This window comes from Silvibacterium sp. (assembly GCF_047605705.1).
In the GTDB taxonomy this organism is placed as follows: Bacteria; Acidobacteriota; Terriglobia; order Terriglobales; family Acidobacteriaceae; genus Silvibacterium.
In genome coordinates this window covers 19,272-33,995 of record NZ_JASGFD010000050.1, presented here as the reverse complement: position 1 = coordinate 33,995, position 14,724 = coordinate 19,272, and the positions used below count along the sequence as shown (strand labels likewise).

Sequence of the window (14,724 nt, the reverse complement as noted above, 5' to 3'; positions counted from 1 at the left end):
GGTCGCCGGCACGCAGGCGGCGGGTTCGGCCCCTGCCGCAGGTACCGTGGCTGCTCCCAAGTCCGTGCCCGGCGACACCTATGCACCGTTCACCCCGGTGACCGCTCCACCCAAGGTGACACCACAATAATGGGGTTTCCCACATCCGATGAGAGGATGGGAGGAGACCTGCGGGGCGGCTTTTACGTCCTATTTGTGTCTTATTTCTTGTGATGAAGTCCTTTCTCTCGATCGTTTTTGGGTGTATCTGCGTGGCCGGCTGCCTTTCTTTGCCGGCGACAGGCTTTGCGCAGGAGCCGTTTCCGGGCGAACCGGCGCAGCCGCCAACCTCTCTGCCTCCACCTCCGCCTGTCCAGCCATCGGCTCCGCCGGTGAATGCCGCGGCCAAGCCGATGCTCAGTGACAAGGACTACCAGGACCCGGTGATCCGGGTGACCTCGACCGTGGTGCTGGTGCCGACGCTGGTCGAGAAAAAGCATTCGGGCGAAGTCATCTACGGGCTGCAGGCGAAGGATTTTGCCGTTTTCGATAACGGCGTGCGGCAGCAGGTTCATCTTGAAGAAGACATGGATACGCAGCCGGTCTCGCTGGTGATTTGCGTGGAGCGGGGACGGGACTCGTCGCTCGAATTCGACAAGGTGGCAAGGCTGGGGCCGCTGCTGGACTACTTCCTCGGCTCACCGCAGAGCCAGGCCGCGCTGGTGACCTTTGATTCGCGGCCAAGCCTGATGAGCGATTTCTCTGAGGACTCGACGCGGGTGCGGCGGCAGTTGGTGAGCATGGGGCCGGGTGACGGCAGCGCGGCGATCCTCGATGCGGTGGGCTACTCGCTGAACCTGCTGGCCCGCCAGCCGGATACGCGGCGGCGCGTTCTGTTGCTGATCAGTGAGACACGAGACCATGGCAGCCGGCACATCACCATCCCAGAGGTTGTACAGCGCGTGGGTGAGACGAACACGCTCGTGCTAAGCCTTGCATTCTCCCCGGCAGCCTCTCACCTGCGTGAGTGGGGCAAGGGAAATGGGGGAGGCAGCCTGCTGGAGCCTTTCCTGATGGCCGCCAACGCTATGAAGAAGAATGCGCCCAAGACGCTGGCCCAGTTGAGCGGCGGCGAGTATGCGTTCTTCAACAAGGACAAGGCCTTCGAGAAAGCAGTGCACGACGAGGCCTCGCATGCCGGCAATCGCTATGTGCTGAGTTTCCATCCGACCGATGGAACGCCGGGGATGCATGTGCTCGAGGTGCAGCTGACCGCGGATTACGGCGCGCGTGTGGTCGCGCGTGACAGTTACTGGTCGCTTACGAATAATCCTGCAGTTGGGAGCGCTACCTCTCCACCGGGCCAGTAAAACCGTGCGGCTCAGCCCGGGAGCAGTTCGTCTAGGTGAGGGCAGTACAAATCCGAGATGGAGAAACTATGGGTGAGTTTGTAACGCTGAAGGCCTCGGACGGGCATGCACTGGGTGCTTACGTGGCGAGGCCGGAAGGCGAGCCGATCGCCGGCCTGGTCATCATTCAGGAAATTTTCGGGGTGAATCAGCATATCCGCAACGTGACGGATCAATACGCGAAGGCCGGTTTCCTGGCCGTGGCTCCGGCGCTGTTCGATCGCGTCGAGCGTGGCGTGGAGCTGAAGTACGACGGCAGCGATCGCGAGAAGGCGTTGAGCTTCATGCCGAAGATCGGCATCGAGGCGATGAATCTGGACACGGATGCAGCGGTTGCCTACGCGCGCGCCGAGACGCAAAAGAAAACCGGTATCGTCGGCTACTGCCTGGGCGGGTCGATTGCGTGGCTGGCTGCTGTGCGCGGCACGGTCGATGCAGCGGTGGGCTATTACGGTGGCATGATTGCGAAATCGGCCGACGCTGTACTGAAGGCTCCGGTGATCCTGCACTTCGGCTCGAAGGATGATCACATTCCCGAAGAACAGCGGGCGAAGATCGCGGCGGCCCATCCGGAGGTGCCGATCTATCTCTACGAGGCTGGTCACGGCTTCAACTGTGACCAGAAGCCCAGCTTTGAGCCGCGCTCGGCTGCACTGGCGCGTGAGCGCTCGCTGGCTTTTCTTAAAGAGCACCTGTTGTAGATCTCATCCCGGGGTGGCGCAGGGATGCGCCTCCCCGGTTGGCTGCTCTGTGCACGGGTGTTTTTATTGATAATCCAGAGCCATTTCGGCGTCTTCCTTCTTCCGCCACGCATCTAGTCATGTGATTCTGACTTAAGGACAGGAACGGCACGCGCCTCCCGGAATGACGGGAAGAGACCGCGGCCGCGGAGGGACATGGCGAGTTCGACGGCAACGGCTGCGGCAGAGGAAAAGTGGCACCCACGCGTCAACCCATGGATCATTGCCGCCACTGTGGCGATGGCGGCGTTCATGGAGGTGCTCGATACCTCGATTGCGAACGTGGCGTTGCCGCATATCGCCGGCAATCTGGGCGCAAGCCAGGACGAGAGCACCTGGGTTCTGACAGCCTACCTGGTAGCCAACGCCGTGGTTCTGCCGATGGGCGGCTGGGCAGCGAGCGTGATCGGGCGCAAGAACTTCTTCATGCTCTGCATCACGATCTTCACGATCAGCTCGCTTCTGTGCGGACTCGCTCCTTCACTGCCGCTACTGCTGCTGTTTCGGATTATGCAGGGAGCGGGCGGCGGTGGCCTGCAGCCGATGGCGCAGGCGATCATGGCCGATTCCTTCGAACCGGCTCAACGAGGACTGGCGTTCTCGCTTTATGGACTGGTGGCCGTGCTGGCGCCCTCCATCGGACCGACGCTGGGCGGCTGGATTACTGACAATTACAGCTGGCACTGGATCTTCTATATCAATATTCCCGTCGGCATCCTGGCATTCATCCTGACCCAGAGACTGGTGGAAGATCCGCCGTGGTCGAAGGCGCACCGGGATAATCTCTTCAAGCTTGACTACGTTGGTCTCGGTCTCCTGGTTGTCTCGATGGGTGCATTGCAGATCGGTCTCGACAAGGGCGAGGAGAAAGACTGGTTCGGCTCGCATTTCATCGTGGGCTTTGCCATCGCCTTCGTGATCTCGTTTGTGGCCTTGCTGATCTGGGAGTGGCGCGCCAAGAACCCGCTCATGGATCTGAAGCTCTTCAAACAGTCGAACTTTGCGATCTGCTGCCTGTTGATGATGCTGACCGGCGGCCTGCTGAATGCCACGACAGTCTTGCAGCCGCAGTTTCTGCAATCGGAGCTTGGCTATACGGCGACCTGGGCGGGACTTTCCCTCTCGGGCGGTGGATTGGCGCTTATCTTCGTGATGCCTTTTGCCGGGCAGGCTGTGGGACGCTTCCCGGCGCGCAACATCATCGCCTGCGGCTTCATCTTTTTCGCTCTTTCCTACTTTCTGAGCGCGACCTTCCTGAACCTGGGGCTGAGCTTCAAGACGTCTTCGTGGCTGCGCGTAGCGCAGGTGGCGCCGATTCCGTTCGTCTTCATCTCGGTGACGACGGCGGCGTACTTCGGGCTGCCGCGCGAGAAGAGTAACCAGATCTCCGGTCTCATCAACTTCGTGCGCAATATCGGGGGCAGCATCCTGATCTCGTTGACGAATGCGGCTGTGACCGAGCGAGGTTACTTCCACCAGAACCAACTGCTCAAGTACCTGACGCCCTCGAGCGCGCCCTTCCAGCAACGCGTGAATCAGCTGACGGGCTTCTTTACCGGCCATAACGGCGCAGCCAATGCGAACCAACTGGCGCAAGGAAGAATCTACAACCAGCTGCTTTCGCAGTCGCAGACACTGGCGTACGTCGATGTCTTCTACATCCTGTGCGGTGCGTCGATTCTGCTGATTCCAACTGCGTTTTTGCTGCGGAAAAACAATCCGCGCGCTGGAGCCAAGACGGAAGTGGCGGTCCATTAGGGTGTATCGAATATGTCGATACACCCTAGGACCGCCACAGGCTAAGATGGAGAGAATGAGCAAGCGGCTGAGTATGACGTGGCTGATGGCGGTGATGCTGGTGATGGCATCGCTGGCGTCGAACGTCTGCGAGGCAAGCTGCGTACCTGCGCTCACAGAACAGGCCATGCATGCTGGCCATGCCTGCTGCGCACATGCAGGCAACAAGCCCGGCGTGCAGGCGATCCACGCCAGCGATTGCCATCACACCATGAAGGAAGAGGCGCGCAACGTGCGGGCCGCTTCCGACTTGGCTGTCGCGCTGATGCCGATTGCGACGATCGCGCCTGCGTCCGCGCTGACTGGTGTGCGCCTGCTGGCGGCTGACGCCGGGCCTCCACGAGTCGCTTCTCCTCCGACTATTCCTCTTCGAATCTGATCCTTCTCTTCGCCTGTTGACGGAGCGGCCCGCCGTGTGCGGCCGTGTGTCATTGGTTTGAACGCGAGGAGATGGAAGTGAAGCCACACACGATGGCGATTCTGACGACGGCGATTGCGCTGTCCTCAGCAGCTGCGCACGCGCAGCAAATGGATTCGATGCCCGGTATGTCGATGCCTGCGGGGCAGTCCATGAACATGCCCATGCAGATGCCTATGGAGAAAGACAAAGGCGGGGATACGGGCATGGAGATGCAGATGGGACCGAAGGTGACCGGACTGGCGAAGACTGTCGAGGCGCACGCATCCTCCGGCACGAGCCTTGAACCAGGCTCGACGCCGGCCCCGATGCTGATGACCATGCGCGGCAACTGGATGTTGATGTTCCATGCCAATGTCTTTGTTGCCGACACGCAGCAGACCAGCGTGCGCGGCGGGGACAAGCTGTTTTCGACGAACTGGTTCATGCCGATGGCGCAGCGGCAGTGGGGGCCTGGAGAGCTGACACTGCGCAGCATGTTCAGCCTGGAGCCCGCGACAGTGACGGACCGGCAGTATCCGCTCCTCTTTCAGCAGGGGGAGACCGCATACGGGAAGCCGATCGCGGACGGGCAGCATCCGCACGACTTTGTGATGGAGTTTGCAGCGCTCTACGACTGGCGGTTGAACGAGAAGACGCTGCTCTCGTTTTATGCCGCTCCTGTAGGAGATCCCGCGATTGGGCCAACGGCTTATCCGCATCGCGCCTCGGCTTTTGAAGATCCGGTGGGAACGCTTGGCCATCACCAGGAGGACTCGACGCATATCTCCGACGACGTGGTGACGGTTGGCCTGACGCACCGCTGGGTCCTGCTCGAGGCGAGCGGATTTCACGGACGTGAGCCGAACGAGCATCGCTGGCAGGTGCAGCAGGGCGCGATCGACTCCTGGTCGACGCGGCTGACGGTTGCGCCGACCGAAAACTGGAGCGGACAGTTCTCTTATGGCCGCCTGCACAGTCCGGAGCAGCTTTTCCCGACAGAAGACCAGAAACGTATGACGGCCTCCATCATGTGGAACAAGGCTTTCAGCAAGACATCCAATCTGGCCTCGACCGTGGCCTGGGGGCATACGCATGATGTGGGCCCGGGGCATCCTGAAAACAGCTATCTGCTGGAGTCGACGCTGCGCTTCCGGGATCGCAACTATGCGTTTACGCGCATGGAGGACGTGGATCGCACCAGCGAACTGCTGCTTGGAGAAAATCCGCTGCCCGCGGGGTTTGTCGAAGAGCCGGCCGGTCGCGTGCAGGCCTACACCTTCGGCTATGACCGCGACCTCGGCAACCTGCCGCATATGCGGACGGCGCTGGGCGCGCAGGTGACGGCATACACCGTCGGCTCGCGGCTGGAGCCGATCTATGGTTCGGATCCCATGGGAGTCGTCGTGTTCCTGCGGCTGCGTCCTTTCGGGAAAGCAGACAACTAGAGCTGGAGCTGCTGCGGCCTTTTCCTTACGGGGATCGTCGTCGAGAATAGAAGAGACGATCCTAGGGAAGGATGGCTGGCTTGGCTGAAGCAGCAACGAGCGATACGACGAAGCCCGGAAAAGATTTCTCGCACGCGTGGAGGGCTCTGCGGCACCGGAACTTCCGTCTGTTCTTCGGCGGCCAGAGCATCTCGCTCATCGGCACATGGATGACGCGGATTGCGACCTCGTGGCTGGTGTACCGGCTGACGCATTCCGCGCTCCTGCTGGGCACGGTCAGCTTCATGGGGCAGATCCCGACTTTCCTGCTGGCACCGCTTGCGGGTGTGCTGGTCGACCGGATGGAGCGCCGCACCGTGCTGGTATGGACGCAGTCGCTGGCGATGGTGCAGTCGCTCGCCCTGGCTTTGCTGACTCTGACGCATCGCATCACCATTCACGAAGTGCTTTGGCTGAGCGCTTTCCAGGGAATCATCAACGCATTCGATATGCCGGGGCGGCAGTCCTTCATGGTGCAGATGGTCGAGGATCGAGCCGACCTCTCGAATGCAATCGCAATCAATTCCTCGATGGTCAATCTTGCGCGGCTGATTGGGCCGTCGCTTGCGGGCCTGGTGATTGCCGCCACGAACGAGGGCTGGTGCTTCCTCATTGACGGGGTGAGCTACATCGCCGTGATCGCGTCACTGCTGGCGATGCGCGTGAATCTGCCTGCGATGAAGCGAGCCGCAACATCGATGGCCGACCAATTACGCGAAGGCTGGCAGTACGTGTCGACTTTCGTGCCGGTGCGGACGATTCTGCTGCTCTTCGGCCTGGTGAGCATCATGGGCATGCCCTTCGTGGTGCTGATGCCGGTCTTTGCGGCGCAGGTGCTGCACGGCGGTCCGCATACGCTGGGTTTCCTGATGGGCGCGGTGGGTATCGGTGCGCTGGTGTCGGCGCTTTCACTGGTGCTGCGCAAGTCGGTAAAAGGGCTGTTGAAAATGATCCCCATTGCTGCGTCGCTCTTCGGCGCGGGGCTGGTCTGCTTCGGACTCTCGCACTGGCTGTGGCTCTCGCTGGTGCTGATGGCCGTTGTCGGATTCGGCATGATGCAGGGAATGACGGCGAGCAACACGATCATTCAGACGCTCGTGCCCGAAGACAAACGTGGCCGCGTAATGAGCTATTACACGGTGGCCTTTGTGGGGATGGCTCCATTTGGAAGCCTGCTGGCCGGATGGCTGGCGCATCTCCTCGGCGCGCCGCGCACGGTGGTGCTGACGGGAAGCTGCGTGCTGGCCGGTTCGGCGTGGTTCGTAACGCAAATGGCCAGGATGCGGCGCGATATGCGGCCTGTCTACGAACAGCTTGGGATCGTGAAGCCGCGGGTGACGACGGGGTAAATCATTGATTTATTGTGAATGAGGGGCTGGACGAAGATTGTTCCGGCGGCTCCAGCGGCAGCCGTAAGAGCAAACTCCGGGTGTTCTGGAAAACCAATCCATGTTATTCTTCCAGCAGACACTTAGGAAGTGTATTGAGTTAGAAATTCGAGAAATTGAGGAGTAGCGCACACCCGTGCTGGCACCTACTAAGAAAACCGACATCATTACGCGCTTTCGGACGCATGATACCGACACCGGTAGCCCGGAAGTGCAGATTGCGATCCTCAGCACGCGCATCACTGAGCTGACCGAGCACTTCAAGACCCACGCGAAGGATCACGCCTCGCGCCGCGGCCTGCTGATGCTGGTGAGCAAGCGCCGTCGCCTGCTGGATTACCTGAAGACCAACAACACTGACCGCTATCGCGAAGTCATCGCCAAGCTGGGCATCCGCAAGTAGTCAGAAGAATCGCCTTGTCTCCTACGCGCACGCGACGGGAAGGGAAGAGAGAATGCGGTGGACGGACCCTCGGATGGGTTGCCGTACCGCATTCCGTGGATCGTTCCGCGTATCCGGGCGGACAGTGGTTTCGCCCGGTGAACGACGGGAGAGCCTCGCGGTGATGCGAGTGTCTTCCGGGCGTGCGGATCGCCACGCGGCATTTTGCCGCAGCGAGATAGCCTCACTGTCCCACTCCTATTCCTTTCCTTCCTCTTGCACGCACCCCCTCCCAACCGCGATCTCTCCGACGCGCCGCGCGGCACAGTTTTCCGCGCTGACGGCGCACTGCAGGCCAGGCTCCGCGTGGAGCTTCCCAGGCTATGTGCAGGCTGCGGAGCGGACGCCCGGTGGACCCTTTGGCCCGATGGCCATCTCCGCGTCCGCCGCAACGATCTGAATCGAGGATTCCATGAAGCAGGATGTAACCGTAGAACTGGCCGGCGGCAAAAAGCTGCACTTCGAGACCGGACGCATGGCCAAACAGGCTCCCGGCGCCGCGCTCGTCACCCAGGGTGAATCCGTAGTGCTGGCAACGGCCGTTGCCTCGCCCGATCCAAAGGAAGGCATCGACTTCTTCCCCCTTACCGTGGACTATCGCGAGTACGCCTATGCCGGCGGCCGCATTCCCGGTGGATTTATCAAGCGTGAAGGCCGCCCGAGCGAGAAGGAGATCCTGACCAGCCGTCAGATCGATCGTCCGATCCGTCCGCTCTTCCCGGAAGGCTTCCGCAACGAGACGCAGGTCATCGCCCTCGTCTTCTCCGCTGACAAGGAAAACGATCCCGATATCGTCGGCATCAACGCCGCCAGCGCAGCCTTGGCTCTGTCCGACATTCCGTTCGCCGGTCCTGTGGGCGCGGTGCGCGTCGGCCAGGTCAACGGTGAGTTCATCATCAACCCCTCATACCCTGAGCGCCGCGAGAGCCTGCTCAACATCACTGTCGTCGGCACCGCCGAGGGCATCGTGATGATCGAAGCCGGTGCGAGCGAAGCGGACGAGACGACCATCGTTGACGCGATCGAGTTCGGCCACGGCGAGATCAAGAAGATCGTTGCTGCCATCAATGAGCTGGTTGCCAAGGCCGGCAAGCCGAAGCGTGAAGTGAAGGCTGCCGAGTTCGATACCGCCTACTACGAAGCACTGAAGGCCAAGATCGGCACCCGCCTGGCCGATGCCCTCGACACCAAGACTCATGCGAAGACCGAGAGCTACGCGCTGGTCAAGCAGATCAAGGACGAGCTGGCGAAGGAAATCGTCGACGGCGAGACCGCCGCTGCCGAGAAGAAGAAGCTCAAGGAGTACTACGAAGTTCTGCGCGAGCGCACCTTCCGCGAGCAGGTGACCAAGGACCGCATCCGTCCCGATCGCCGCGCTTTCGACGAGATCCGCGCGATCTCGATCGAGACCAGCGTTCTGCCCCGCACCCATGGCTCGGCGCTCTTCACCCGTGGTGAGACGCAGGCTCTGGTGACCGCGACCCTGGGCACGAACGACGATTCGCAGCGCATCGAGACCTTCGAAGGCGAGCAGAAGAAGCGCTTCATGCTGCACTACAACTTCCCGCCGTTCTCGGTCGGCGAAACCGGCCGTATGACCGGTGTTGGCCGCCGCGAAGTGGGTCACGGTGCTCTGGCTGAGCGCGCGATCGCCGCGGTTCTGCCGAGCGAAGCGGATTCGCCGTACGCGCTGCGTGTGGTTTCCGACATCCTCGAGTCGAATGGTTCTTCGTCGATGGCCTCGGTCTGCGGCGCCTCGCTGGCGCTGATGGACGCGGGTATCCCGCTGAAGGCTGCGGTTGCCGGTGTGGCCATGGGCCTGGTGAAGGAGGATGCGGATTACGCCATCCTGACCGACATCGCGGGCGCTGAAGATCACTACGGCGATATGGACTTCAAGGTAGCCGGTACGCGCAAGGGCATCACCGCGCTGCAGATGGACATCAAGATCTCCGGCATCACCGGTCAGATCATGCGTGAGGCGATGGAGCAGGCCCGGCGTGGCCGTCTCTTCCTGCTCGACAAGATGGACGAGGCCCTTGCCGGACCGCGCGACATTAAGTCGAAGTACGCCCCGCAGATCCGCACCCTGCAGATCCCGACCGACAAGATCCGCGACCTGATCGGGCCCGGTGGCAAGACCATCCGCGGCATCATCGAGCAGACGCAGGTCAAGATCGACGTCGACGACACGGGCCGCGTGAATGTGGCTTCGAGCGACGCCGAGGGTCTCGAGAAGGCCTTGGCGATGATCAACGACCTGACCGCAGTGCCGGAAGTGGGCAAGACCTACCTCGGCAAGGTGGTTCGTCTGGCCGAGTTCGGCGCCTTCGTCGAGCTCTTTCCTGGCACCGACGGTCTGCTGCACATCAGCGAGATCGCCGAGCATCGCGTGAAGGACGTCAAGGACGAGCTGCGCGAAGGGGATCAGGTCCTGGTGAAGGTCTTGGGCATCGAAGGCAACCGCATCAAGCTTTCCCGCAAGGCCCTGCTCAAGGAGCAGCGTCAGAAGCTGGGTCTCCCTGAGCCGGGTGCTCCGGCGGGCGAGATTGCGGCCTCGGGCGAGGGGGAAGGTGAGCAGCGTCCCCCGCGTGAGCGCCGTCCGGAGCGTGCTGAGCGCCCCGAGCGTCAGGAGCGGCCGAAGGCTGAAGACAAGCAGCCCACCTCCAACGCCAGCACCATCACCATCGAAGGCGGCGACGACTTCGACGATGAAGAGGGCGACGAAGAGGGCGGCGAGGAGATCAACTACAACCGCGCGGACGGCGTTCCGGTGGTCGAGGGAACCGGTGAACGGCGCCCCGGCGGCCGTGGCCCCGGCGGTCCCGGTGGAGCAGGACGGCGTCGCCGTCGTGGCCGTGGTCGTGGACCCGGTAGCGGCAGCGGTGGCGGCAATCGCGCTCCGCAGGCATAAATGCTGTATCAGGAGGGGCTGCGCTTCGGCGCGGCCCCTTTTGCTTTTTCAAAAGGGCCGCTGGTATGGCAGAGGTCGAAAAGTCCGGGCGCATACGAACAGCCACAGCCTTCCTGCTGACAGGTCTGTTGTGGGGTAGCGCGTGGATCGCTGAAGGCCGGCTTCGCGATGCGGTGCCCGACTGCTACGCCGGTCCGATTCCGGGTATCAGCCTCGAAGCGGCGCGTTATGGCATCGCAGCCGCAGCTCTGGGGCTCCTGGCACTTCGCGATCTCGGCTCCCGGATTTCGCAGAAGGCCATCCTATGGGCCGCGATGCTCGGAGTCGTGCAGCTTGGCGTTCCCTTTGTGCTCGCGGCCTGGTCGGGAAGTGGCGTTGCACCCGGGATATCGATCGTAAGCTTCGCTCTCATGCCGCTATTTGCGCTGCTGATTTCCGGCGGGAATGGCGAGGGCGAAATTCCGCTGGCAGTGGCGGGAGTGGGCGGTGTAACCCTGCTTGGAGCTACCAGCCTGAATCTCTCCTGGCATGCATGGCCGATGTTCCTGGCGCTGCTGGCAGCAGTCTTGCTTGGAGCGGTAGGGCTGCTCGGGCTGCGGCGATTGCGAGTTCACGGACTCATTCAATCGGGGCAATGGGCGCAATTCTGCGCGATCCAGTCCGGAACAGCCTGTTTGTTTCTGCTATTGGCTTCCTTCATATTCCATTCGGCCGATGCTGCGCCCTGCACACTGCAGCGCGCATCCGCGCTTCCTCTCGTGGCATTGGCTTTGCCGGTGACGGCTGTGACGTTGCCGCTTCTCTTCCTGCTGGCTGGGCGGATGGAAGCATGGCAGATCGCAACTCTGGAGTGGCTTACGACCCTGGTTGCGGTGCTGGAATCGCATGGGCTGCTGAAGATTCGGCCTTCCTGGCTGGAAGGGCTTGGGGCTGCAATCCTCGCCGGATGTATCGTCCGCGTGGTCAGCATCGATGAGTCCTCGGCCACCCCGGTGCCGTCTTATCTAAAATGATTAACTTCTCGGATAACGGCTAACGCCTTTCCTGCCGATCGCATCCGAGATAACTCAGCGGGCGGGATACACTGCGACAATGAGCGCGTCGATGTACATCGTGGTTGAGGGTGAAGACCCCGGGTTCGATATTTTCGTGAATGGGCACGCGCTGGCCCGGAACGAAGATGCCCTGGAAAAGCTGGCTCTGCGTCTGGGCGTAAAGCCGTTGCTGGAATTCTTCTCGGCGGACGAGAACTCCATGGCTCTTTTGTTGGAAGAGGGCGCGGGCGATCCGGAATGGGCAAAGACGCTTCCTCCGCCACAGTGGTTTTCGCCGACGGAAGGGCTGACAACGATTCGCATGCTGCTTGCTTCGCTGCGCGAGTCGCCCGTGGAGCTGGGGTCGGAGACGATCCCAGTGCTGCGTGAGCTAGAGGAGTACGAGCGCGTGCTGCTGAAGACCGAGATGCGAAGCCTTCGCTGGCAACTGGCTGTCAGCTGGAAGTAGAACGCCCGGGTGTCGCCTAATCCTGAAAATTCTTGAAGGTACCGACCCAGTTCATTAGGCTTGGATGGTTCCTCGCGAAGCGGCTTCTACCTGGGCCGCGTACGACTCGCCGCGATCCGGACGGAGGCAGACCAGCGAGCTGGAGTCGAGGACATCCCGTGTCTAAAAATCCGATCGTTTATCTGGAACTGCCGTCGACAGATGTCGCGGAGCTAAAGCGTTTCTATGGTTCACTTTTTGCGTGGACCTTTCAGGATTACGGTGAAGATTATGCGGCGCTCGAAGGGGCAGGTCTGGATGGAGGTTTCAATGCTGATGCCGCATCCCGGCCTAAAGCTCCTCTGGCAATTCTTGAGTCGAAGGAACTGGAGGTGACGCTGGAGCGGGTAAAGGCAGCGGGAGGAGAAATTACGGTGCCGATCTTTGCGTATCCGGGCGGCCGGCGGTTCCATTTTCGCGATCCGCAGGGGAATGAGCTGGCGGTGTTGCAGCACGATCAGGCTTGAGAAGCCTGTCAGAAAGAACGAACGGCGGCTTTCGCGAGGAGGCCGCCGTTTCTTTTGGCTTATGCGCCGGCGAGCTCGGCCAGAATGGCCTGCGTGGCGGCCGCTGGATCGGGCGCCTGGGTGATGGGACGGCCGACAACGAGGAAGTTTGCGCCATCGCGGGCAGCCTGGGCTGGCGTTGCAATCCGCTTCTGGTCTCCGATCGATGCGCCGGCGGGACGGATGCCAGGAATGACGAACGTCAGTGCAGGGAACTCGCGGCGGAGCAGCGCGACCTCCTGGGGACTGGCGACCAGACCGGAGATGCCGGAGGCGGTCGCGAGGCGGGCAAGACGCTGGACCTGTTCTGCGGGGGATGTGGCAATGCCAATGGCTTCGAGCTGAGCCTGGTCCATGCTGGTGAGCACCGAGACCGCGAGCAGCTGGAGAGGTTCGGGCGAAGCCGCAGCTGCTTCGGCGGCAGCGGTCATCATGACGGGCCCACCGAGCGAGTGGATGGTTAACATGCTCGCACCCGCGGTCGAAGCAGAGCGGACTGCTCCGGCTACGGTATTGGGAATGTCGTGCAGCTTGAGATCGAGAAAGACGGAGAATCCCTGGTCGCGGAGTTCGCGGACGATGGAGTTGCCGGCAGCGAGGTAGAGCTCGAGGCCGACCTTGAGCCAGCGGACATGGCCGGAGAGCTGACCGGCAAGTGCGAGCGCCGGCTCGGCGGACGGATAGTCCAGCGCGACAATCAGTTGTGCTTTTTCGGTGGCGTGCGACGGATGAGTCATCGCTCTATATCTTAGAGCTTTTGTCACGCCCGGCAGAGGGATAGGTACACGTGACGCAGCGGACTGAGGAACGCGGCGTAAAGGGTGGGCCTATGTGTATGCTAGCGGAAGAATTCTCTATTCATTCTTTCCGCCAGTGAGGTGAGTGCCAGTGAGCGGCAGCCTATCGAAGGGGCTTATGTTCCGGCCTCTCGACTATTTTTGTGTGCTTGGAGTGATCGCCCTCAGCCTGAGTGGACTCTCGGAGGGGACGAAGCATCTTCACGGACTCGGGCTAGGGGTCTTCGCGGCTTTTCTGGCAAGTGTGATAACGGCAGCAATGCTCTGGCTGCGTTGGCGGAATCTAAGAGAGCCGCCATTCCATGGCTGGTGGCTGTTGCTTCCATGGTTGCTCTTCGCTGTCGCGTTTGCTGTGTTGTTTCCGCTCGCTCACCGGCACGTGATGGGAGGCGCCGGGTCGGATCGCGACGATGCGCTCCGCGTTTCCGCAGAGGCATTGCTGTATGGGAAATACATCTACAGCGCGCGTACTTTCCTCGGCAATCCTGTGACGCCGCTTCCGGGCGCAGTTTTGCTGGCGGTGCCTTTTTATCTGTTGCACACAGTCGGGCTGGAGAACCTGTTCTGGCTCGGGGTTCTGCTGGCATTTGCAGCGAGCTTCTTCCGCTCGAAGGCGACGGCGCTGATCTATGTGTTGTTGCTGCTGGGAACCTCGACCTGCACGCTGGATGACTTTGTGGTCGGTGGCGATTTCTTTATTAATGAAGTGTATGTATGCGTGGCGATGGGCGTGGTGATTGCGGCGCAGGAGCGGCGTTCTGCCCTCTGGGTACAGGTCGCGGCCGAGGTTTTCCTTGGACTCGCCATGGACTCGCGGCCTGTGTACATCATCGCGTTGCCGCTGGTGGTGGCTTACTTGTGGCAGAAGGGGCTGCGTACCGGCGCTATCCGAACTGCCGCTGTCTCAGGAGGAACGGCGCTCGCGTTCTCCATACCCTTCTACCTGTATAACCCAGCGGAGTTCGCGCCCCTGCATGTGACGCACAAGCTCGATATGATTCCGGAGTCGTATCATGCGGCCATCGTTCTGCCAGTTCTCGGACTTTTGATCGCGTGTTCCGGCTTTTTCCTGTCGCTGACCAGGCCGAAGATCTACTTGCTGATGGCTTTGTCGATGGTTGTGATGCTGGGCTTTCCGGGAATTGTCTCGTGGTTCCTTGCGCCGTTCACCCTGGACGGCTGGTACGGCCTGGGGCTAGTGTCCACTGCTGCGACGCCATTTCTACTATGGCTGTTCTCGCTGTACGAGTCCGGGACGCAACTCAAGACGCAAGCATCGAGGCAGACTGAGGCGATAAGCGCTTGGAGATAGGAAAAGCTGCGGGC

Annotated in this window: 13 protein-coding genes; 12 read left to right on the top strand and 1 reads right to left on the bottom strand. The window is 61.4% G+C overall.

All coding sequences use genetic code 11. The features are described from left to right. Positions 1-251 precede the first annotated feature (251 nt). The 11 genes from QM649_RS16155 to QM649_RS16105 all read left to right on the top strand — a co-directional run bounded on the left by QM649_RS16155 (position 252) and on the right by QM649_RS16105 (position 12,562). A complete protein-coding gene (locus QM649_RS16155; protein WP_415200094.1) occupies positions 252-1,349 on the top strand; it encodes a VWA domain-containing protein in 1,098 nt (365 codons plus the stop codon). 68 nt (positions 1,350-1,417) lie between these two features. Continuing rightward, complete coding sequence (locus QM649_RS16150; protein ID WP_415200093.1) at positions 1,418-2,089, top strand: dienelactone hydrolase family protein; 672 nt, start codon at positions 1,418-1,420, stop codon at positions 2,087-2,089. A gap of 195 nt (positions 2,090-2,284) precedes the next feature. Next, positions 2,285-3,886, top strand: a complete 1,602-nt coding sequence (locus tag QM649_RS16145) for a DHA2 family efflux MFS transporter permease subunit (protein ID WP_415200092.1) — start codon at positions 2,285-2,287, stop codon at positions 3,884-3,886. Between the two features lie 55 nt (positions 3,887-3,941). Then, on the top strand, positions 3,942-4,304 hold the full coding sequence (locus QM649_RS16140) for a hypothetical protein (RefSeq protein ID WP_415200091.1): 363 nt from the start codon (positions 3,942-3,944) through the stop codon (positions 4,302-4,304). A 71-nt stretch (positions 4,305-4,375) separates the two neighbouring features. Further along, positions 4,376-5,770 (top strand): hypothetical protein, encoded by a 1,395-nt coding sequence (locus QM649_RS16135; protein ID WP_415200090.1) that lies wholly within the window; start codon positions 4,376-4,378, stop codon positions 5,768-5,770. A gap of 80 nt (positions 5,771-5,850) precedes the next feature. Next, positions 5,851-7,158, top strand: coding sequence for an MFS transporter (locus tag QM649_RS16130; protein WP_415200089.1), 1,308 nt, complete (start codon positions 5,851-5,853; stop codon positions 7,156-7,158). 175 nt (positions 7,159-7,333) lie between these two features. After that, entirely contained in the window at positions 7,334-7,600 is a 267-nt protein-coding gene (rpsO, locus tag QM649_RS16125; RefSeq protein WP_415200088.1) for a 30S ribosomal protein S15, read from the top strand. Positions 7,601-8,051: 451 nt separating this feature from the next. Further along, positions 8,052-10,553, top strand: a complete 2,502-nt coding sequence (gene pnp, locus QM649_RS16120) for a polyribonucleotide nucleotidyltransferase (RefSeq protein WP_415200087.1) — start codon at positions 8,052-8,054, stop codon at positions 10,551-10,553. Positions 10,554-10,618: 65 nt separating this feature from the next. Continuing rightward, on the top strand, positions 10,619-11,566 hold the full coding sequence (locus QM649_RS16115; RefSeq protein WP_415200086.1) for an EamA family transporter: 948 nt from the start codon (positions 10,619-10,621) through the stop codon (positions 11,564-11,566). Between the two features lie 91 nt (positions 11,567-11,657). Next, the gene (locus QM649_RS16110) at positions 11,658-12,056 is read left to right on the top strand and encodes a hypothetical protein (protein WP_415200085.1); all 399 of its coding nucleotides are present in this window, start codon (positions 11,658-11,660) and stop codon (positions 12,054-12,056) included. Between the two features lie 158 nt (positions 12,057-12,214). Beyond that, complete coding sequence (locus QM649_RS16105; RefSeq protein ID WP_415200084.1) at positions 12,215-12,562, top strand: VOC family protein; 348 nt, start codon at positions 12,215-12,217, stop codon at positions 12,560-12,562. A gap of 59 nt (positions 12,563-12,621) precedes the next feature. Here the strand turns inward: QM649_RS16105 and pyrF are convergent, their stop codons facing one another. Next, positions 12,622-13,338: an orotidine-5'-phosphate decarboxylase gene (gene pyrF / locus QM649_RS16100; RefSeq protein WP_415200083.1), complete on the bottom strand. Its 717-nt coding sequence runs from the start codon at positions 13,336-13,338 to the stop codon at positions 12,622-12,624. Between the two features lie 178 nt (positions 13,339-13,516). On the opposite strand from pyrF, the gene QM649_RS16095 reads away from it, so the two are divergent. After that, positions 13,517-14,710, top strand: a complete 1,194-nt coding sequence (locus tag QM649_RS16095; protein ID WP_415200082.1) for a hypothetical protein — start codon at positions 13,517-13,519, stop codon at positions 14,708-14,710. The last annotated feature ends 14 nt before the right edge of the window (positions 14,711-14,724 follow it).